The organism is Azoarcus taiwanensis (genome assembly GCF_012910885.1).
GTDB lineage: Bacteria > Pseudomonadota > Gammaproteobacteria > Burkholderiales > Rhodocyclaceae > Azoarcus_F > Azoarcus_F taiwanensis.
The window spans coordinates 1-19,126 of sequence record NZ_WTVM01000077.1; the positions used below are offsets into that span (position 1 = coordinate 1).

The 19,126-nt window shown below is 60.8% G+C and carries 19 protein-coding genes; 4 read left to right on the top strand and 15 right to left on the bottom strand.

The genetic code is table 11. The annotated features are described in order from the left end of the window. Positions 1-29: 29 nt before the first annotated feature. The 13 genes from GPA21_RS12800 to GPA21_RS12855 are packed head-to-tail and all read right to left on the bottom strand — an operon-like array spanning position 30 to position 10,917. A complete protein-coding gene (locus tag GPA21_RS12800) occupies positions 30-2,336 on the bottom strand; it encodes an MMPL family transporter (protein WP_168988540.1) in 2,307 nt (768 codons plus the stop codon). After that, entirely contained in the window at positions 2,336-2,971 is a 636-nt protein-coding gene (locus tag GPA21_RS12805) for a LolA family protein (RefSeq protein ID WP_168988541.1), read from the bottom strand. The genes GPA21_RS12800 and GPA21_RS12805 overlap by 1 nt, the downstream gene beginning before the upstream one ends. Continuing rightward, complete coding sequence (locus GPA21_RS12810) at positions 2,968-3,384, bottom strand: acyl-CoA thioesterase (RefSeq protein WP_168988542.1); 417 nt, start codon at positions 3,382-3,384, stop codon at positions 2,968-2,970. The genes GPA21_RS12805 and GPA21_RS12810 overlap by 4 nt, the downstream gene beginning before the upstream one ends. Next, a complete protein-coding gene (locus tag GPA21_RS12815) occupies positions 3,381-4,937 on the bottom strand; it encodes an HAL/PAL/TAL family ammonia-lyase (RefSeq protein WP_168988543.1) in 1,557 nt (518 codons plus the stop codon). Before GPA21_RS12815 ends, GPA21_RS12810 begins: the two co-directional genes overlap by 4 nt. Further along, complete coding sequence (locus GPA21_RS20640) at positions 4,934-5,845, bottom strand: lysophospholipid acyltransferase family protein (RefSeq protein ID WP_211163574.1); 912 nt, start codon at positions 5,843-5,845, stop codon at positions 4,934-4,936. Before GPA21_RS20640 ends, GPA21_RS12815 begins: the two co-directional genes overlap by 4 nt. Positions 5,846-5,848: 3 nt before the next feature. Continuing rightward, positions 5,849-6,598: a glycosyltransferase family 2 protein gene (locus GPA21_RS20645; RefSeq protein ID WP_211163575.1), complete on the bottom strand. Its 750-nt coding sequence runs from the start codon at positions 6,596-6,598 to the stop codon at positions 5,849-5,851. Continuing rightward, positions 6,595-6,957, bottom strand: a complete 363-nt coding sequence (locus GPA21_RS12825; protein WP_168988544.1) for a 3-hydroxyacyl-ACP dehydratase FabZ family protein — start codon at positions 6,955-6,957, stop codon at positions 6,595-6,597. The genes GPA21_RS20645 and GPA21_RS12825 overlap by 4 nt, the downstream gene beginning before the upstream one ends. Beyond that, positions 6,950-8,269 carry an AMP-binding protein gene (locus GPA21_RS12830; RefSeq protein WP_168988545.1) on the bottom strand — a complete coding sequence of 440 codons (1,320 nt, stop codon included), beginning with the start codon at positions 8,267-8,269 and terminating at the stop codon, positions 6,950-6,952. Before GPA21_RS12830 ends, GPA21_RS12825 begins: the two co-directional genes overlap by 8 nt. Positions 8,270-8,298: 29 nt before the next feature. Next, positions 8,299-8,862, bottom strand: a complete 564-nt coding sequence (locus GPA21_RS12835; RefSeq protein WP_168988546.1) for a COG4648 family protein — start codon at positions 8,860-8,862, stop codon at positions 8,299-8,301. A gap of 26 nt (positions 8,863-8,888) precedes the next feature. Then, positions 8,889-9,134 (bottom strand): acyl carrier protein, encoded by a 246-nt coding sequence (locus GPA21_RS12840; protein WP_168988547.1) that lies wholly within the window; start codon positions 9,132-9,134, stop codon positions 8,889-8,891. Further along, positions 9,131-9,403, bottom strand: coding sequence for a phosphopantetheine-binding protein (locus GPA21_RS12845; protein WP_168988548.1), 273 nt, complete (start codon positions 9,401-9,403; stop codon positions 9,131-9,133). Before GPA21_RS12845 ends, GPA21_RS12840 begins: the two co-directional genes overlap by 4 nt. Then, entirely contained in the window at positions 9,390-10,172 is a 783-nt protein-coding gene (locus GPA21_RS12850; RefSeq protein WP_168988549.1) for a 1-acyl-sn-glycerol-3-phosphate acyltransferase, read from the bottom strand. The genes GPA21_RS12845 and GPA21_RS12850 overlap by 14 nt, the downstream gene beginning before the upstream one ends. Continuing rightward, positions 10,165-10,917, bottom strand: coding sequence for a beta-ketoacyl synthase chain length factor (locus GPA21_RS12855; RefSeq protein WP_168988550.1), 753 nt, complete (start codon positions 10,915-10,917; stop codon positions 10,165-10,167). The genes GPA21_RS12850 and GPA21_RS12855 overlap by 8 nt, the downstream gene beginning before the upstream one ends. A gap of 281 nt (positions 10,918-11,198) precedes the next feature. Between GPA21_RS12855 and GPA21_RS12860 the strand changes: the two genes are divergently transcribed. The 3 genes from GPA21_RS12860 (at position 11,199) to GPA21_RS12870 (ending at position 14,404) form a co-directional block, all read left to right on the top strand. Next, complete coding sequence (locus tag GPA21_RS12860) at positions 11,199-11,633, top strand: 4'-phosphopantetheinyl transferase superfamily protein (RefSeq protein WP_168988551.1); 435 nt, start codon at positions 11,199-11,201, stop codon at positions 11,631-11,633. Between the two features lie 411 nt (positions 11,634-12,044). Next, positions 12,045-13,850, top strand: a complete 1,806-nt coding sequence (locus GPA21_RS12865; RefSeq protein ID WP_168988552.1) for a RyR domain-containing protein — start codon at positions 12,045-12,047, stop codon at positions 13,848-13,850. Positions 13,851-13,984: 134 nt separating this feature from the next. Beyond that, on the top strand, positions 13,985-14,404 hold the full coding sequence (locus GPA21_RS12870) for a PGDYG domain-containing protein (protein WP_168988553.1): 420 nt from the start codon (positions 13,985-13,987) through the stop codon (positions 14,402-14,404). A gap of 70 nt (positions 14,405-14,474) precedes the next feature. Here GPA21_RS12870 and GPA21_RS12875 read toward each other — a convergent pair whose 3' ends face one another. Then, positions 14,475-16,256 (bottom strand): toll/interleukin-1 receptor domain-containing protein, encoded by a 1,782-nt coding sequence (locus GPA21_RS12875; RefSeq protein ID WP_168988554.1) that lies wholly within the window; start codon positions 16,254-16,256, stop codon positions 14,475-14,477. Between the two features lie 883 nt (positions 16,257-17,139). Next, on the bottom strand, positions 17,140-17,529 hold the full coding sequence (locus tag GPA21_RS12880; protein ID WP_168988555.1) for a type II toxin-antitoxin system RelE/ParE family toxin: 390 nt from the start codon (positions 17,527-17,529) through the stop codon (positions 17,140-17,142). 117 nt (positions 17,530-17,646) lie between these two features. Here GPA21_RS12880 and istA point away from each other — a divergent pair, with 117 nt between their 5' ends. After that, on the top strand, positions 17,647-19,059 hold the full coding sequence (gene istA / locus GPA21_RS12885; RefSeq protein WP_246261943.1) for an IS21 family transposase: 1,413 nt from the start codon (positions 17,647-17,649) through the stop codon (positions 19,057-19,059). The last annotated feature ends 67 nt before the right edge of the window (positions 19,060-19,126 follow it).

A 19,126-nucleotide genomic window follows, 5' to 3' on the forward strand; every position in this document is an offset into this window, starting at 1 on the left:
CTACAAAGGTTGTGCGTGTTACACGACATTCAACGGTCCGCCATGACGAGTGCCGATGGCGCCAGCAATACCGCGACGGCGATCCCCAGCGTCAGGGTGGAGCCGAAACCGGCCAGTGCCGGCATCGACGAGAGCGATAGCAGGCCGAACGACAACAGCGTGGTGGTGGCCGAGAGCATGATGCCGGTCAGTGCAGCCGATTCGCGCAGGAGACTTCCGGCCGTACTTTCGTACATGAAGATAGCATAGTTGATGCCGACGCCAAGCACGAGAAGCAAGGCGAGGACGTTGAACAGGTTGATCACCGTGCCGGCATAGCCGAGTACGCCGAGCGTGACCGCTTGGGCGAGAACTGGCGGCAGGAGGATCGTGACGGCACCCCGCACCCCATAGCGGCCGACGAGCAGGAGCAGGATCAGAGTCGTCGCGCCGGCAATCGCATAGCCGGCCAGGCGGCGATATTCGCCAAACAGGCTCGAAACGGCCCCTGGTTTGTCGACAAGGGTGACCCCGCTCAGGCCCTCGATTGCGGTCGCCAGTAGTGCCACATCGGCATATCCGGTCGGGAGCGCGAGCGAGGCAGGGTGACGGTCTGCGCCGTCGAGCCATAGATGGCGGAAAGGTGTGGAGACAGGCGACGCCAGCCACTGCGTGACTGTCAGACAGGGGGGCGCCATACTTTGTCGGCTGACCCAGGCGTCGGCGCTGCTCTCCCGGAAGCCAACCGAGAGCAGAGTGTCGTGGAGCGATGTGCTGATCGCCTTCACACGCGCGTGGCTCTCACGCTGTCCATGGCAGGAAGGGACAAAGCGTGAAACCGCCTGCAGGTCGATCCGCTGCGCCGCAAGTGCCCGAGTGAGCGCTTCCTCACGTTGGAGGAGTTCTTCCTCGTCCTCGCCCGTCACGAGAAAGAACTGGCTGCTCGGCTCGAATCCCGTCAGCGTGCGCAACTGCTGCTCCTGCGCGGCGAGCGAGGGATCGGAAGTGATCAATTGACGGATGTCGTCGTCGGTCTGTAGCTGCCACCAACCGGGCGCGGCTGCCAAAACCAGGAGGATTGCAGACACCATGATTACGCGCAGGGATCCGTGCCGCCGCCAGGCCTGAAGCAAGCGGCCGGGCAGGTCGAGCAGCCTGCCGGGCACGGCGCTTTGCGGTTTTCGCAACAAGGCGGGCAAGACGATCACCACGGTAAGCCAGGCAGCGGCCAATCCGCTGATCGCGAAGACGGCGATTTGCTGCATCGCCGGAAAGGCGGTCAACGCCAACGCGGAATACCCCACGACGCTTGTCGCCAGCGCGATCGAGAGAGCCGGCGTGATTGCCTTCAGTCCTGCGCCAGGATCCCAGTCGGCAGCAGCGCCGAGCCGGGCGGAGAAGTACTGGATCGAATAGTCGATAGCTTCGCCGATCAGACTGGCTCCGAACACGAGCGTCATCAGGTGGATGCTGCCGAACAGCGATACAGTGGCCAGCGCCCCAGCGGAAACCCCGATTCCGACCGACAGCAAACCCAGCGCGAGCGGCCCGGGTGAGCGGTAGACGAGGATCAAGAGGATGACGATGGCGAACAGCGAACCGCCGCCGATCAACCGGATCTCGCGTTCGGCGTTCGCCCGGGCGTTCATCGCGTGAAAGACCGCACCAGCACGCAGAATTCTTGCTTCGGGCCAGCCGCTCGACACCGTGTCCTCGGCGATCTCAAGCACCCGGGTGAGGGTGATCTGAACGAGCGGATCGAAGGCCGAGGCGCCCAATTCAGCGCTGATCAGAACCCAGGAGGTCGAGGCGTCGCGTACGCTCAGCCAGCCATCGTCGATGTGCAGGCGGGACTGCAGGAACGGTAGGGTACTGAGCCACGCGTCAAACAAGCCGAACGGGTCGTCGGCGAGCGGTAGAGCGCCGCCCCCGAACGGGCTCGCGAGCCGTGCCTCAAGCAGGTCCGACAAGTCTGCCGCAAGATCTGGAGTAGCGCTGAGCGGCTCCGGTAGAAGGCCTGTCCGGTGGGGCTCGTAAAGTGCGATCAGTGCGGTTGAGTCGGGCTGTGGCACGATCGTGACGATGCGGTGGAACGGTGGGCCGTCGATCGCCGCCGCAAAATCCGCTGCGGCGGCGCGCGCAGCCTCCGGCGTCGGCAGCCCGATCAGAAAGATCGCACGTTCACCGGCAAGGCGTCCGAGCTGCGCGGCGGCCTCTTCGGCAAGAGAATTACGCTCCGTTGCTGGCAATAGCGCGAGGAGGTCTGTTTCGATCGGCGGCTGCGTGGTGAAGCGCAACCCCGTCCATGTCACCACAATGGCCGCACACGCGAGCCAGATCCAGGTACGCAGTCGCATCAACGTTGTCGGAGCAGATGCGTGTCCTCGTCGGACAGCGGGGCGTCTAGCGTCGGGGCCGAGAACTCGATTTCGGTCAGGTCGCCGCGGGATTCATTGATATTGATGCGCTCGACGAAGGTGCCGCCGCTTGCCCGGATGCTCTCCAGGAAGGGGGAGATCGCTTCCCTCGGTGTCAGGTCGAGTTGCCAGTTTGCCGGAGTGCCATGGACGCGGACATCGAAATACGTGTCGAGCTGATCGAGTTTCCCCGAAAAGATCGATTCGAAAACACGACCGATGTTAGCCAGTGCCGGAGCCTCGTGAGCCTCGCGCATTCTGCGGCGGCCATCCGGACCGGTTTCGGTCACCGCGTCGCCGGCAAGCGCGTAGCTGGCCTGGTAGGGCTTGCTGACGATCCACAACACACCTTCACCGCGCACGAATACGATGCGGCCTTCGGACTGGAGCGGTTGTCTCAGCGCAGCCAGATGCTTCGTCTGCCGGAAGCCGACATGGATAGTGTGCGTGCTCTCCAGCCGTGTGGATAGGTCGGAGAGTGGATCAGCCGGCGTAGCCACTTGCGCCTGCGCAGCACCCGCTAGCAGTGCGCAGGCACAAAGGGAAATCGCGATGACGATTCGATATGGGGTCATGGCTGCCTGCTCTCTACCCTGCGCAGGAGTGCGGCTGGCGAAACAAACTGCAGTTCGTTGGTGACCGCATCTACAGCCACCTGCGTGGTAAAGCCGCGGGTGAGACACGTATCGCTTGCGGCGTCAAAGATCCGGTACGCAATCTTGAGGCGGTTCTCGTGCTCAAGCAGCTCCGCACTCACACGCAGAGTCTGACCATAGCGGGCAGGCCCCACATACTTGAGTTGGCACTCTACGACCGGCCATAGGTAGCCGGACTCCTGCATTTGCGGGTAGTCGTAATCGATTGAGCGCAGCAGCGCGGCACGCGCGGCTTCGAAGTACTTTATGTAATGGCCGTGCCAGGTCACGCCCATTACATCGACGTCATGAAACGGCACCACTACCAGGACTTCAGCCTTGAGGCGCGTCATGAATACAACTCCCAGCGGCGTGCCCGAATGTGGACGAGGATTTGACGCAGATCGGGTTCGAGTGGGCGATCCTCCGTTACAAAGGCGGAAAGCTTGGCGATGTCGTCACGGAACCCGCGCAGTGGTGCGGTCAGGGTGGCTTCGTCGAGTTCGCCCTGACGACTGCGCAGCGTGACGCCCTGAGTCACCGCCAGCAGCAGGGCCGCGGTCACCTGTTCCGTGAGTTCGACCACGCGCAGGCAGTCGCGCGCGGCGATGGTGCCCATGCTGACCTTGTCCTGGTTGTGGCACTCGGTGGAGCGCGAGAAGCTCGACGCGGGCATTGTCAGCTTGAGCGCCTCCGCTGTCCATGACGAGGTGCCGATCTGCACCGCCTTGAAGCCGTGGTTGATCGCTCCACGCAGCCCCTCGGCGCCGGAGAGGTTTTTTGGCAGGCCGTGGTTATAGCGGGTGTCGACCAATAGAGCGAGTTGGCGGTCGAGGAGGTCGGCAATTGAGGCGACTGCGTTCTTCAGCGCGTCCATAGCGAAGGCGATGTGACCGCCATAGAAGTGGCCGCCATGAAGTACGCGCTCGCCTACCGCGTCGATGATCGGGTTGTCGTTGCTGCTGTTCAATTCGTTCTCGATGTCGCGGCGCATCCACGGTAGCGCATCCCGCAGTACGCCGATGACGTGCGGTGCGCAGCGAATCGAGTAGCGATCCTGCAGACGCATCTGCGGGCCGTCGTGCAGGCGACCGAGGTCCGTCCAGATCCAGTCGGCGACTTCGTTCTGACCGGCGTGAGGCTTGACGCCGAATAGGGCGGGATCGAAATGCCCCGGATTGCCGCGGGTTGCGATCGAAGTCATCGCGGAGATGCGCGTCGCCAGGCGTGAGAGATACTCGGCGCGCTCAAACGCGAGGCATGCGAGGCCGGTCATCGCCGCGGTGCCATTCATGATGGCGAGCGCCTCCTTCGGCGCCAGCGTGATCGGTTCGATGCCAGCCGCAGCGAGGGCGACGGCCGAAGCTTCCGGTTGTCCGTCTTTCCACACTTCGCGCTCGCCCATCAGCACGGCAGCCAGGTAGGACAGCGGGGTGAGATCGCCGCTGGCGCCAACCGAACCCTCGGCGGGCATTAGAGGTGGCAGGTCATGGTTGAGCAGTGCGGCGATCCGTTCGAGCAATACCCAGCGCACGCCCGAGTATCCGCGAACCAGCGATGCGAGGCGCGCAGCCAGCACAGCGCGGGTTTGCTCCGGGGTGAAGTGGTTGCCGAGTCCGCAGCCGTGAAAACGCATCAGGTGTATCGGCAACTCGCGTGCGAGTTGCTGGGCGACGCCGACGGAGCACGAATCACCGTAGCCGGTTGTGACGCCGTAGATCTCGCCCTCCGAGGCGAGCAGCCGTTCAATGAAGGCCGCGCCGCGTTCGATGTGTGCGCGATAGTCGGGGCTGTCGTGCAGGCGTGCCGAGGCACCCCGCGCGATGCGGCATACGTCTTCGATCGTCAGGGCGTCGGCGCCGAAGACGGGAATCGCGGCTTGCTTCAGGGAAATACGGTCGTTCATGGTCGCCAGAAGTCGTAGAAGTTGAACCACTGCATCGGTGCGATGCGGCAGTGGGTTGCCAGTCGGTCTGCGTAGCGTTGCGTCCACTCGTGCAGGGCTTCGCTACGGCGTGAGCGCGGTAGCGTGATGCGCTCGGCAAAATGTTCGAAATGGATGCGGTAGCGGTCACCATCGGCCAGGCAGAAGAAGAGGTACACCGGGCAGTCGAGGATGCTTGCGAGAATGTAGGGCCCTTGCGCAAATTCAGCCGGGGCGCCGAGAAAGTCGACCCTGCACGTGCGGCCGTTTTCGACTGGCGGCGTGCGGTCGCCGACGATGAACAAAAGCTCGCCACGTTCGATGCGCTGCGCGAGATCGATCGCGGTATCCGGTCCGAAATGTGACACCTGCACCAGGCTGTTGGCGAAACCCGGATTGGCGCGCGCCAGGATCCTGTTGAAACGCACAGCGTGATCTGTGTACACGATCGCGGTGATCTTCCGTTTGCCAAGCAATGAGGCAAGGCCCCGCGCCATCTCCAGATTGCCGAGGTGCGAGCCGATGATCAGCGCACCTGTGCCGCTTTCGCGGATCGACTCGATCGTCGCGGCATCGGGCACGTCTATACGTGACGGATCTACGCGGCCCATCCACGCAGCGACCTTGTCAAGGGCAGCGACGGCGAAGGCGTACAGGTGGCGGTAGCTGTCGATTGCACGCGGTGGGTGGGTGAAGCCGCCTGCGGCATGCAGTCGTTCGAGATAGGCGCGTGAGGCCGAGCGCGCCGAGTCGCGACGCACGAAAAACCACGCCACGATTGGGTGCAGCAGTAGCAGCGTGACTCGTCGGCCGAGCACGCGGTACAGGGTGAAGGTGAGGTTGATGCCGAGCGCGGAGCCGGCCTCGGCCATTCTGGACCAGTGGGTCATGCCTTACTCCGTGCGCAATCCGAGGCGGCGCGGCAGCAGGGCTGGCAGGCGGCGGAGCATGCCGAAGAACAGTCGCGTGTGCGTCCAGGAGATGCGGAGGTTGTCATGAAAGACGCGGAAGTGCGATACACCGTGCTCGGGATAGATGACACGGGTAGGCATGTTCAGAATGCGCACCCCGCGCCACACCAGGCGGACCAGCACTTCGATGTCGAAATCCATGCGTGTTCCGAGCCGTTCTTCCCGCATCAGACGGCTCATTGGCGCCAGTGGGTAGACGCGGAAGCCGCACATCGAGTCGCGGATCTCGAAAGAGAGTGTCTCGATCCATACCCACACGTGCGTGACATAACGCCCGTAAAGCCGCCCCTTGGGCACGCTTGTGTCGTATTCCGGCACGCCGCAGACAAGGGCCTCGGGGTGGGTGCGCGAAGCGTCGAGGAAGCGTGGGACATCGCGCAATTCGTGCTGTCCGTCGGCATCGATCTGCAGAGCGTGGGTGCAGCCGTCAGCGATGGCCGCTGCCATACCGCTCATCACTGCCGCGCCTTTGCCGCCATTGTCATCGCGGCGAACCAGTCGGGTCGACAGCAGAGTCGCGGCAAGGCGATCGAGCTCGGTCGCGGTTTCGGCCTCGCTGCCGTCATCCACGAGATAGACCGGTATTTCATGCACCAGTAAGGACTCGACCGTCGCGCCCACGGTTGCACCGTGGTTATATACCGGGATCACGAAGCAGGGGCGGAACGTCATGGCTGGTTGCTCGCGGCGAATTCGAGTTTGCCGGAAGCGTGCAGCCGGCCGTTGGTGGTGTAGCTAAACGCAAGTTGGCGCCGATCCGCGTCCCAGGACAGTGTGAGATCGAGCGCCGCGCCGGGCGTGACAGGTTGCTGGAACTTGATGTTGAGCATGCGTGAGAATGCGCCGTCGATCGGGAAACAGTCTGCCGCGAAGCGGGCAGCCCAGTGAATCTGGGCGACGCCGGGCAGTAGCGGGAAGCCGGGGAAGTGGCCCCTGAAGAGACTCAGTTCGGTCGGCACGTGCAGGCGGAAGACAACCTGACCGTCTTTGCTGACGGAACGTGACTCAATGGATGGCAACGCACTATTCACGTTGAGTCTCCGTCGTCTCGAACATTGCGGCCAGGTCGTCTGCGGCGAGCTTGCCGCGCTCGTTGTAGGGCAGCACATCAGGGTAGCGCCAGCGTCGAGGCAGCAACACGGCGTCGAACCACTGGCGGAGATGGGTGCGGAGACGCTTGCCGAGTGCCGCCCGACCCAACTGTTCAAGCGCGAGTTGGCCGTCATCGTTGAGCGCGACGACCGTCGCGACGATCTGCCGCCCTTCGGACAGCACGATGGCAGCCGCTTCGCGTACCCAAGGGTGCTCTACCAGGCGCGCTTCCAGTTCACTCAGCGACAGACGTTTTTCCTCGATCTTGACGATGCGGTCGAGGCGCCCGTGAATGCGAAAACGGCCGTCATCGAGCAGGGTTGCGGCGTCGTTGGTTTCGTAGGGAGCGTCATCGTCGATAAAGGGCGAGCACAGCACGAGAGCGCCGGCAGCCGAACGCGCGATCTGTACTCCGGGGAGCGGCGTCCAGCTGTCGTCGCCGTCGCGCTGCTCACGCCACGCTACGCCACCAGTCTCGGTGCTGCCAAAGATCTCCACCGGCGCCGTGCCGAGAATGCGTTGAAAACAGCCAGCAGCCGTCGGGTTGAGCGGCCCGCCTGACGAATAGAATCGGGTCGCCTTGCCTTGCAGGACCTGGAGGTCGATCAGGTCCGGCATCCGGTTCAATTGCGATGGGCTCGAGACGACTTGCCCAGGTCCGTGGGCGTCGAGTCGTGCAAGCAGAAACTCCGGTGCGGTACACATCAAGGTGTCGAAGGGACGCCCTGAGGCGAGTGGCCACAGCAGGCGGAACAGCAGGCCGTAGATGTGGTGGTGCGGCACCGTCGCAAACACGGGTTCGCGCCTCCCCCCCCAACAGCTTTCGAGCACGACAATCTCGCGCTCCAGTTGAGCGGCGGATTTTCGGATGCGTTTGGGCGCGCCGCTGCTACCCGACGTGAAGAGGTCGAGGAGGCTTCTTTCTGCATTGAACGGGCGCAGGACCGCATCCATGTCAGTGGCTGTATCCGTCGATGATTGCCATGTACCGAGGCCGTCGAGCAGACCATCGGCCTGCGCGGTGGCCTCGCGGACTGCACCTGGCTGCAGTGACGCTGGTACCGTGACCTGTTTGCCTGCGTGCCACACTGCGAGAAGACTCACCAAGAAATCGTAGGGGTGCTCGCTGGCGAGCACCCAGTTGTGTCCCGGCTGCATGGCGAGCCAGGCAGCCAATCGCGCTACGTCGCGACGGACACGGCGCAGCATGATCGGTGGGCCGTCGGTCAGGGCGACGACACGATCGCTCAAGTCATCTGTGCATAGGTGAGATAGGGGCGTCATTGATGACCTCCTGCAGCGATCACTCGGCGGCGCACACACCATTCGCCCGCAAACAGCATCCCCATCAGAAGGTAGGAGACAAGTCCGTTGTACAGCACCCACACCTCGCGCGATGCAGCGACGGCCGTCCACCATGCGATGCCGCCGTTGATCACGAAGAAGCCGCACCAGACGGCTGTCACTTGCCGTGTGTAGCGCACACCTTCTGGCGCAAGCTCCGGCGTGTGCAACCGCGCCAGCCGTTCGATGACGCTAGGTGGCCGGAAAAGCGAGCCGGCAAACAAGCCGAACAGGATAGCGTTCATCAACACCGGGTAGGCCAGTACCCAGACAGGATCGTTACGACCCCAGATGAATGCTATTACGCCAGCGACTGCCAACAGTGCAAGCGCGCCTCGCAGACCCTGCCTGCGGAAAAAAGCGACGCAGTCGACAGGGGCACGCAGGACGAACAGGGCGAGGACGAACAGGGCGACCTCTCGCGGCTCGAAGCGATCGAGTGCGAGATAGACAAGTACAGGCGTGGCGGCAACAAACACACCGCGAACGAGGTGGCGCACGAGGGCCGCGGGACGATTGGCGATGCTCAGGCTGTCATCAACTCACGTGCCGTGGAAAGGACGTCGCCAACCGTGCGCACATGTTTGAAGTCTTCGGCCTTGATTCGCTTGCCCGTCAGTTGCTGAATCTTGATCGCGAGGTCCACGGCGTCGATGCTGTCGAGCCCCAGAGTTTCATAAAGATGTGCGTCGGGCGTCACTGCGTCCGCGTCGATTTCGAAGTTTTCCACGAGGATGGCGCGGAGCTGGTCGAGGAGATCCTGGTCGGTCATTGGCAAACCTTTGCGTCCTGTTGGCTGGCGATCAGTCGTGCAAGCGTGCCGACGCTGCGAAAGTGATCCTTGATTGCCGGGTCATTGGTGGCCAGCGTCAGGCCAAATTGCTTCTTCAGGGCGACGCCGAGTTCGAGCGCGTCGATCGAGTCCAGCCCGAGTCCGTCTCCGAACAACGGTTCGTTTGTTTCGATATCCTCGGGTCTGACGTCCTCCAGCTGCAGAGCGTCGACAATGAGTTCTTTGATGGCGGCTTCAAGCGCGTGCATTGGTTTGTAGTTCCACAGTGAAGAGTTGCTCGAGAAATTGGGTGAGGTGGCGTGCGCCAAGGCTGTGTGGTTGGGTCGTATCGATGTGGTCCGCGACGCGGATCGCCGGCAAGACGCGCAGCCGGTAGGTGAACGCTTGCATTGGAATGCGGTACCACGGCGCGCCCTTGGTCAGGGTCGGTGGGTCGCAGGTCAGGATGACCGGTACGATATCGCGGCCACTGTGCAGGGCGATGTGCGCCGCGCCGCGCTGCATTCGCAGCGGGGCGCCGGGCGTGCTGCGTGTGCCTTCCGGAAAGACGATCAGCGGTTCACCCCGGTCAAGGACTGAGACCCCATGCTCGATCAGAGTCTCGGGGGCGTCGTTGCGGATGTAGCCGGCTGAGCGGACCACCGCTCCGTAGAAAGGGCTGCGCCATAGACGGCTATTGACGATGCACGACGAGCGCGGCATTAGCGACAGCATTATGACCACGTCGAGATAGCTCGGGTGGTTTGCGAAGATCAACGCATTACCGCAGCTGCGCAAGGCTTCAGCATTTTGCAACTCGAGCCGCATCACGCCGAGCCGCTGAAGCAGGCTGATCAGCATGGCGAAGAAACGCTGGATCAGCGCTTGAGCACGACGGTGTCGGCGTGCAGGCTCGCCGGGGAGGCACTGCAGTGGGTAAAACACCAATGCGGACAGGATCGAACCGCCCAGGCTGAAAAGCGCGAAGCACAGGCCGGTCACAGAGAGACGCCAGAAGAAATTCAGTCGCTCACGCACCGCGGAGTCCCGTGATTGACAGGCGCTCACCGTGCCATTCGAGCCGATTGGCGCCAGCACACAAGCCGGCCAAGCTGATTGGCAGTGATGCCGGAGAGACGCGATCCCCCCCGTTAGCGCGCCATTCGAGTGCGATGTCGTCCCCCGCCTCGACTACGATGGCCAGTGCAAAGGGGCGGTTACAGACAGGCGCAAACGGCAGGTACTGGCTTGGAATAGCGTCATCCGAATGCACGACGAGGACGGCGTCAGTCGTGCCCTGTTCAATGCGCTGTCGGGCGTCGAGCAAGGCCCAAAGCAAACTTTCGTCACCTGCAGCGATTGCGCTGGACGGAGCTGGGTCATTGCGGGCAATGGCGTGGATACCGGCGGAGGCATTGTGAACCGACAGGCTGAATGATGCGGGTGAGGGCAGTTCTCCTCGGGCGAGGCCCTGCAGCAGGTCGGTTGTTCGTCGCAGTTCGCCGTGCCGCGAAGCGAACACGTTCGGCAAAGAACCCGGTTCGGGTGCCGCAAGGTGTGCGACATGAAGGGCCATGCGAGCCGTCCGACCCAGTCGTCGGCGCAACATGGCGGGGAGGAAGTCGACGTCGGGGAGCGAGCCGTCATCGTCGGGCAAGGTGCCAGCGAGAAACTCAACCGCAGGTGTGTCCGCCGCAAGCCCAGGCGCCCACGCAGCCCACGAGCGAATGCTAAAACGCAGCGCTAGGTCCGCCAGCGCGGCGCAGTCAATCGGCGTGTCCAACGTTATACTCTCTGCGCCTGTGCATACGTCAAAATGTGTCGGATTATATCTTTTTGGAATCTACCTGTATATCGCCGACGTTCGCGGCGGATGTCCATGTATTAGTAGCAAGTCTGGCTGGATTCGACGTAGACTCGTCGCTCGCGTCTCTGACGCCCGCGGAAACCGAGCGGGCCTCCATGATCAGGCACGCCAAGCGCAGGGCTCAGTTCGTCAGGGGTAGATCCCTGCTGCGGACGGCGCTTCAGGATTGGCCTGGATGCCGTGCGACTGGCTGGGAGGTGGTCCTCGAATCCGGTGTGCCAATAGTGCGGGGTGCAGGAGCCCCGTCGGTCAGCCTTGCTCATTCGGAAGATATTGTCATATGTGCGGTGGCCAATCACCCGGTTGGGGTCGACGTCGAGTACCGGCGGGACCGCGACTACGATGCGCTTGCTGCCGCGATTTGCTCGCAGCGTGAGTGGCTGGACTACGAAGCTCAGGTTGAAGCGAAGCGAGTAGAGCGTTTCTACGCCCTTTGGGTTCTCAAGGAGGCTTTGTTCAAGTGTTTCCGCCCGATGACCGTTGCGGACGTGCCAGAGATTTCCTTCGGCCAACAGATCCTGTGTGCAGGCGCTGCCCTGAAGCTGTTTAAGCCGGCTGCGGGATATGAGGGGGGGGTTGCATTGAGTGCATCAGCGCCAATGAGACTCGAGTTGAAGCATGTCGACGAATAGCGCTGTCGCACCTTCATCACTGTGAGTCGAACGATAATCATAAATCGTCGGCAAGTAGGGCGCACAGAGGAGATAATTGCCAGCCACTGTAAAGTGATGAGCTTCAGACTCTTTTGTTCGGTTGCTGGGCATGGGCGGATTATGAGCCCGTCCGTGCAACGGTCGGTCAGCAGAGTATGCGCGTTAGAAAGTTGGGGCTTGACTTGATCGTGTAGCCGGCTCAGACGCGAGCTGATCAAGCGAAGAAAGTCCACTTCGTGCACCGGGAACCGACCTGATGTGATGGGCCTCTGGGCATGTTCCGCATTCCGAAACGACAGGACGGTTCCAACAACGGGCTCTGGCCGGTACAGTGAGGGCAGCAGTCTCAGTTGAGAAACGCCACCGTCCAGGAACCTTCGGGGGTTCAACATGAAGACAGTCGTCAGCACTGAGCGTTCGTCTGGCTCAGACCTCCGGCGGGGAGAGTTCCTGCCCTTCCTCATTCTTGTGCTGCTACTGGTAGGTGGGTTTGTCCTTCACCGCCACGGAGCGGGCCAAGATGGCGTTCAGGCCGCGTTCTCCACAATACGACTACTTCTTGTCGAGGACAGCGCTAACCGAGGCGACTTCGTCCGATATGGCTGGGAGAGCCTGTGGCCGTTGTATCAGTGGCTGCGCATCGCGGTGCCAGTCGTGGCGTCATGGCTATTGGTAAGAAGCTACCTGACCTTGATTGGCAGTAACGGAAATTGGCTGCTAGCGCGATTCTGGCCGCACAACGTGCTAATACTCGGTGGGGACGCGCAAGGGCGAAGACTGGCCCTAGAGCATCGTGAGCGTGGAGAGCGCGTGGCAGTGCTGACACTTGATGCGGCCAATGGCGCTAACTCAGAGCTGATGCAGCGTGGTGTCAAGGTGTTCGGTGGAAATGCTCTCAACCTGCGCAACCTGAAATGGCTCGCCGGCACCCGTGCTTCCGTTGTCTACATTCTGGCCGGGGTTGATAGCGTAAACCTCAAGATACTCGATGTCCTGATGAGGCTGCACAGCGAAGGCGGATGGCGTGGAACGGACAAGCGTAGTCAGATTTGCTTGGTGCACATCCAGGATGACTTCCTAGCAGCCCGGGTGACTGATGTAAACTGGCTTCAGCGAAATGGGGAGCGCTGCCAGGTGCGAGTGTTCAACGTGTGGAAGAACTGTGCGAGAAGACTCCTTTCGGACGATAGCCTTGCGCCCCATTGCCTGGTCCCGCGGGGAGTCCAGCCTCACGTTCTGATGCTGGGCTTTTCGTCGCTGGGGCGTAGCATCCTCGAGCAGCTTGCCCACCTAGGGCATTATCCAGACCGACAGCGGGCGATGCTTACCGTGGCGTCCCCTGATGCTGACACTATTGAGCCCCGCGTCCATGCAAGCTTTCCGGTATTGACCCCGAACGCGCTGGCACACGGAGTACATGGTCACCACCTTAATCCGCTCATTGACATCAGTTTCATTTCAGCACCGACGGATGGACTGACAACCGCGCGATTGTCTCGCCTACCGGCCGTCACTATCGCATACATTTGCACAGCGACCTTGGAGGAGGGAATCGCTGCGACCCATTCATTGTTAATGACAACACCAGATCAACAGTTTCCGATTGTGCTATGTACTCAGGACGCGGTTCACACAGAAGTGCATCGACAGATAAACAATTATCCACGGTGCCATGTTTTCAATGCATATGATGCGGGATTGAAGCTAGAGAAGAATGAGCCCGTGCTCAATGAGTTTACGGAACGCGAGGCAGCGATAGTCTACTTGCATTTCGGCCAAAATTCTTTGGTTGACTCTCTTGCTGCACAGACGCGTCCTCGGAACGGTGATTCGAGATCCTCAGTTCTGCTCTGGGACAGGACGTTCAATGAACATTGGTTTGCCGCTCAAGAGTGGGAGCGTGAGTCTTCGCGTGATGTAGTGCGCCACCTTCACGTCAAGCGACACTATTTCAATCAGTTAGAAGGTGAAATCTCGGAGCAGGATCAGCGCAATCTCAGCGAGCTTGAACACCAGCGCTGGTGTGCTGAGCGCTTGTTGCAGGGCTGGCGCTATGCTCCCAATACAGACAGGTCGAAGCGAAGGCATGCTTCGCTCTGTGCCTTCCACGACCTACCCATTGAGGAGCAGAACAAGGATTACACCATTGTCGGTGTATCCAGACTATTGGCACGAGCGAGAATTGCGAGCAAATAATGAAATCAAAGCGGTCCAGGAGTATGCAAATTTCAGATCTGGTTGTGCCGGAAGTAAGAGGCCGGAGTAGGGTCTTTTCGCTTTCAAGATCCTCCTGACAGCCTCCTACTGGGAAATGATATGAAAGTATTGGTATGATCTTGTGTGATTTGACTTCTCATTCTAGTGTCTTTCCAGCCCGTGCCAGAGCAAAGCCGGTAAGCGTGCGCTTCGCGCCGGTTGCGGGGGTGGTCAATACTCTTGAAGGACCGGTGGCGTACTCCGAAGGGGACGCCATCGTTACCGGAGTGGCGGGCGAGCAATGGTCGGTAGCACGAGAACGGTTTCATCACACCTACGCAGCGATTTTCCCAACTGAGTCAGGTCAGGATGGCCGCTACGTTAAGCATCCGCATGATGTGCTTGCTTTGAGGTTGACGAAGGGATGCGCTATTCACCTGGCTGACGGACGCGGCACCCTGCACGGCCGTGCAGGAGATTATCTAGTCCAGTACCGCCCGGGCGACTGCGCCGTCGTGGCAGCTGAGATTTTTGATGACACCTACGAGCGGTAAGCGTAGTTAGGGCTATGGGAGGAAGCCCCGCTATCGTATTATGCCGATGAGTGCAAACGGCGGCGGAGATCTACTGAGTCGAGCCTGAGACTCGCACGCGAGCCGAAATCGGTTCTCTGCCAACGTGTCGGGTTGCCTGGAAGAATATCTCGGCAACCTGTTCGGATGTTGCAAGAAAATTGGCGGCAGATGTACTGTTTGTTACCTCTTGCCAAGGCGCGAAATAGCTATTGTGCTCGAGAATGAAACGTTCGCGTGAGAGCGCAGACCTCACTGCAGCATTGATCCGAGAATTCCACGATTGTGCGACACGATTCCTGCATTGGGAGTCATTCCCGCATTCGGACTGAATCAGGGAAGTGACGTAGGTTTGGCATCGATTGTGCCATTCCGAATAGTGTGCGTCGCCACGACATGTGAGATCTTCGTAACCATCTATGGGCGTTGACGAGATCAAATTTGTGGCCCATGTCGAAAAATCAAAACTGTCTACCAAGTCAAGATCGTCCGCGAGAGTTCCCCACCGCAGTTCTGCAAAGATCTCACCTAGAGGAATTCCTATTTTTGTGCGGCATCGAGTGTGGGCCGGGACGGCGGCCCAACTGTCACGGGAGCAAACAATACTGTTTGCAAGTTCGTACGTGGAAACGCTACGTTGTCGCAGGCTCTGATTGTCAATGAAATATTGAACCGTTTCAGTCCACTGTTCCCCGGGCTTTCGCCACCGGATGGAAAGAGTAAATGGATCTGCTCTTGGCAACTCTTCGATCCATACTGGTCCGGCTCTCCTGTCATTCCAAGGCATTCTCTCGACGCGAACGAATCCTTTGCTGTCGGTCGTCCATTCGACATCGTGTGTATCCTCTGGTGCGAAGAACAAGTAGGCTCCGCGTGCTTTACTGTTCTCGAAGAATGCGCTGCCGTCTGGAATCGCCGTATAGAAGAGTGGTGGTGCATGGGACTCCGGTGACGGTACATGCACCGCAATTGGTATATCCGGCTTATCGGGAAGGGTGATTGAAGCTGAGTACTGATTGTCAGAATATTCTATATAGGCTGTAGTGCCACTGCCCAACCAGGGCAGATATGTGCCTTCCGCATGTACCCCACTGGACACGACGGAGTTCGTCCCACTTCCACTCGGGATGACGTACTCCTCTCCTTCGGGCGAACGTACGTATATATTCAGACCAGAACCTACCGAGCAGCTAGTGATTGGGCCGAGGTAATTTGCAACGCAACTTTGGGGTGGCCTGACCGCGGGAAGCTTGTGGTCCACTTCCCCCAGTGGGGTGACAACCGAAGGTCCGCCCTCGGGTGCATCCGGTGTGCCCAACGTCCAAAACAACACCCAAGCCAATAGCACTGATGCAGTTGCAGATACAAGGTAAGCGGTCTTTCGCCAGTTGAAGAACCTTGCAGGTTGTTCCGCTCCTTCTATCGCCGCTCCTGATAGATTCTTGGCAAGGGTCACGACATGTTCGCGCAACGCTCCTTGCCATGCGTCCAGATAGTGAAGCGAGGCGAGGTGAAGCTCAAGCGCTGGTGACGGAAGGACTTCTTCGACGCGAACCGGGAATACGGGCTTCGCCTTCGCAACAGCGCGCTCTACTTCGCGCTTCACGTAGATGCTGCCATTTGCGGCCGCAGACAGGAGCACCACAAAGCATCGGGAGCGCTCAATCCCGCGAATGATCTCTTCACTGTAATCGCAACCGGCACGTATATCCCTGGGCGCAATCCAGCAACTGTGTCCGAGTTCTTCAAGATGAGCACATATTTCGAATGCTCGTTCCCGGTCGTGCGTTGCGTAGCTGATGAAAACACCAGGTGCTGTTTTGTCGTTGCTCATTCAATAGCCTCCAATGGTTGGAGCGATGCCGTGGATTCTGGATAGCAAAACTATGACAGCGGACCAGGATGCTCCTGCCGATGAGTACTGTCTCTTCTCGAGAAGGGGTATTCCCTTTCAAGTTGTGTCGGTTTCGGAGAAGGTGTGCGATTAGCGGTGTCGCATTATCGGTGGCGTTTAGAGCAAGGCGACCATCGAGTCGAAGTCAGGTTCTCCCGTGAGAGAATCGACAATGTTCAAATTCTAGCAACACTTCATTGTGGGTCGCCCGGGTTTTCGGTGGGGTGTTCACGTCTGCCAATTTGCGTTTGAACATTCGGCTCTGAGCATTGATCCGAGTGCTTCGGATGGTGCTGCCGGATGAGCTGTGCAAAGTGAGTCTGCACTTGGTTCAACGGCCGGTGGTTTGTGAGGACTGAGTCGATCAGTCAGATGAGTGATCAACCGCGGCGAGGTTGCCGGCGCTGTCCGGCCGCCGGTTGCTCAGCGCTCTCTTGCCTGGCGTTGGGCTGCGGTACGAGCGCAGCTGGGGTGCGAAAATGAACGATGGGCCCATCCCGGTGCCCAAAGGAAAAAACGCCAACCGCCGCTAAGTGACTGGCATTAAAGCTTTCTGTTTGGTTTCGGGGACAGGATTCGAACCTGTGACCCGGGTTATGAGTGCTCGGTTGGCATATTCACAACCCGTTGAGTTGATGAACAAATCGAAACGAGTCAGAAACTTACGCGCGGACACCAGACGACATAAAAGGGCACGAAAGCCCTCTGAACTCGACAGCGTTTCGCCGTTTTGCGTCATTCCAGAAGAATACACAGTCCCCTGCTGACGACAGTCCTTTCGCCTGCTGAAAGTGATGCCCATGCAGTCCTTCCGCGCGCAGGCTCAGGACGCCGGATCCGCTCTCCCGAGATCGAAGGGGAGCTTTCGCTGATGGCGGATCGCGAGCAGATGGATTGTGTCGGCCAACCGCGCATACAGGATCAGATAGTGCGTCAGTACATACTCGCGGATGCTGCCCGAGGCATCCAGGTCAGTCAGGAGATCGATCACTCCTTCGCGCTTGAACTGCGACTCCACAGAATCAGCGGAACGTGCGAGACAGTCCCGACCGATGTCGGGATGGCGCTCCAGCGTTGGGATGACCTGTTCCGACATTTTGTCCAGCAACAGGTCCAACGCGCCGGGCACGTCCGCCCGGGCCAGGAAAGCTTCGATGTCGTCCAGGTTGCGTTCGAAGTTGCTCGTGAATCGCACGGGGGTCCTGACACTCATGCCCGCGAGCGCGCCTGCTTGCGCTCAGCCAGTGCTTCCCGGGTGTCAGCGGTAATCCAATAATCCCCACCTGTGGTAATCGAATTTTCCCCACCCATCGACTTGAAGGAGTCAGAGATGGAAAGGGAATCAGTGGTGTTCGATGTGGAAGCTGTCCTGGACCCGAGGGTCCAGGACAGCTTCGGCGCTACCGTGTCCGGGTTGAAACCGGACACGGAGGGCGACGTGATCGGACGCGAACAGTGGAAGGCGATTCATGAACGGCGTGCGGCCGGCACAAGCGTCTCGGCGCTGGCGCGCGAGTTCGACCTGGATCGAAAGACGGTACGCGCGTGCCTGCGCCAATCGGCGTGGGCACCCTACCGACGGGAGAAGGGCGTGCTCACCGTGCTCGATGCCCATCGCACTTGGCTGGTCGAACGCGCCGCGCAGGTCAATTACTCGGCACGCATTCTCTACCAGGAATTGCGCACGCAGCGCGGCTTTGCCGGCAGCTACGAGACCGTCAAGCTTGCGGTACGCCCGTTGCGGGCCGAAGCCTGCCTGGCGGGGCTCACGCAGCGCCGCTTCGAAACCGCTCCGGGCGAGCAGGCGCAGGTCGACTGGGGCCAGGTCAGCGTGCGCATCGGTGAGCAGCGCACCAAGGTGCACATCTTCGTCATGACTCTGGGCTACAGCCGGCGCGGCTACGCCGAGGGTTTCATGCACGAGCGCATGGCCGAGTTGCTCGCCGCCCATGAACGGGCCTTCGCCCATTTCGGCGGCCGGTGTGAATGCCTGCTCTACGACCGCATGCGCACCGTCGTGCTCGGCACACTCACCGGTGCCGACGGCCAACGGCGCCCACGGTTGAACACGACCTTCGCCGCCTTCGCCGATCACTGGGGCTTCACCCCGCGGCTGTGTCAGCCGTATCGGGCGCAGACCAAGGGCAAGGTCGAGTCCGGCGTGAAATACGTCAAGCGCAACTTCGTGCCGGGGCGCAGCTTCGTCGATCTGGAGGACTTCAACCAGCAACTGATGCGCTGGCAGGCCGAGATCGCCGACTTGCGCATCCACGGCACGACGCACCAGCGACCGATCGATCGCTTTGCCCAGGAGGCCGCCGCCCTGGTGCCCACCGCAGGGCAGGCGAGCTTCCTGCAGGCGATGGTCCGCTCCCGTGTGGTGGGCGAAGATTGGCTGGTGTCGATCGATGCCAACCGCTATTCGGTCCCGTTCGGTCTGATCGGCCAGACGGTCGAGGTCGTGCGGGTCGGCGGCAGCTGGCAGATTCGCCACCGTGGGCGCCTGGTCGCCGAGCACGCGGTGCTGGCCGGGCGCGCCCAGCTCTCGGTCTGCCCCGAACACGGCCCGGGTGCGGCGATGCGCACTGCGCGCCAACGCCATGCCGGCCCGGCTGCATCGACCCGTGGTGGCGACGGTTTGCGCCCAGCGTCCGACGATCTTGCCGTAGAGGTGCGCGATCTTGCGCTCTACGACCATCTGTTCCACACCGGTGTCGTGCACAACCGACAGGAGGGGGCATGATGACCAAGGCCACGAACCGGTCCGCACCCGGCGCCGTGCTTCCCACCCCGGCACAGCTCGAGCGCCT

What these genes read in the sequence shown, in the direction of transcription:
- GPA21_RS12800 (WP_168988540.1), bottom strand. Translation starts at nt 2,336, where the DNA reads ATGCGACTGCGTACCTGGATCTGGCTCGCGTGTGCGGCCATTGTGGTG.
- GPA21_RS12805 (WP_168988541.1), bottom strand. Translation starts at nt 2,971, where the DNA reads ATGACCCCATATCGAATCGTCATCGCGATTTCCCTTTGTGCCTGCGCA.
- GPA21_RS12810 (WP_168988542.1), bottom strand. Translation starts at nt 3,384, where the DNA reads ATGACGCGCCTCAAGGCTGAAGTCCTGGTAGTGGTGCCGTTTCATGAC.
- GPA21_RS12815 (WP_168988543.1), bottom strand. Translation starts at nt 4,937, where the DNA reads ATGAACGACCGTATTTCCCTGAAGCAAGCCGCGATTCCCGTCTTCGGC.
- GPA21_RS20640 (WP_211163574.1), bottom strand. Translation starts at nt 5,845, where the DNA reads ATGACCCACTGGTCCAGAATGGCCGAGGCCGGCTCCGCGCTCGGCATC.
- GPA21_RS20645 (WP_211163575.1), bottom strand. Translation starts at nt 6,598, where the DNA reads ATGACGTTCCGCCCCTGCTTCGTGATCCCGGTATATAACCACGGTGCA.
- GPA21_RS12840 (WP_168988547.1), bottom strand. Translation starts at nt 9,134, where the DNA reads ATGACCGACCAGGATCTCCTCGACCAGCTCCGCGCCATCCTCGTGGAA.
- GPA21_RS12845 (WP_168988548.1), bottom strand. Translation starts at nt 9,403, where the DNA reads ATGCACGCGCTTGAAGCCGCCATCAAAGAACTCATTGTCGACGCTCTG.
- GPA21_RS12865 (WP_168988552.1), top strand. Translation starts at nt 12,045, where the DNA reads ATGAAGACAGTCGTCAGCACTGAGCGTTCGTCTGGCTCAGACCTCCGG.
- GPA21_RS12870 (WP_168988553.1), top strand. Translation starts at nt 13,985, where the DNA reads ATGATCTTGTGTGATTTGACTTCTCATTCTAGTGTCTTTCCAGCCCGT.
- GPA21_RS12875 (WP_168988554.1), bottom strand. Translation starts at nt 16,256, where the DNA reads ATGAGCAACGACAAAACAGCACCTGGTGTTTTCATCAGCTACGCAACG.
- GPA21_RS12880 (WP_168988555.1), bottom strand. Translation starts at nt 17,529, where the DNA reads ATGAGTGTCAGGACCCCCGTGCGATTCACGAGCAACTTCGAACGCAAC.
- istA (WP_246261943.1), top strand. Translation starts at nt 17,647, where the DNA reads ATGGAAAGGGAATCAGTGGTGTTCGATGTGGAAGCTGTCCTGGACCCG.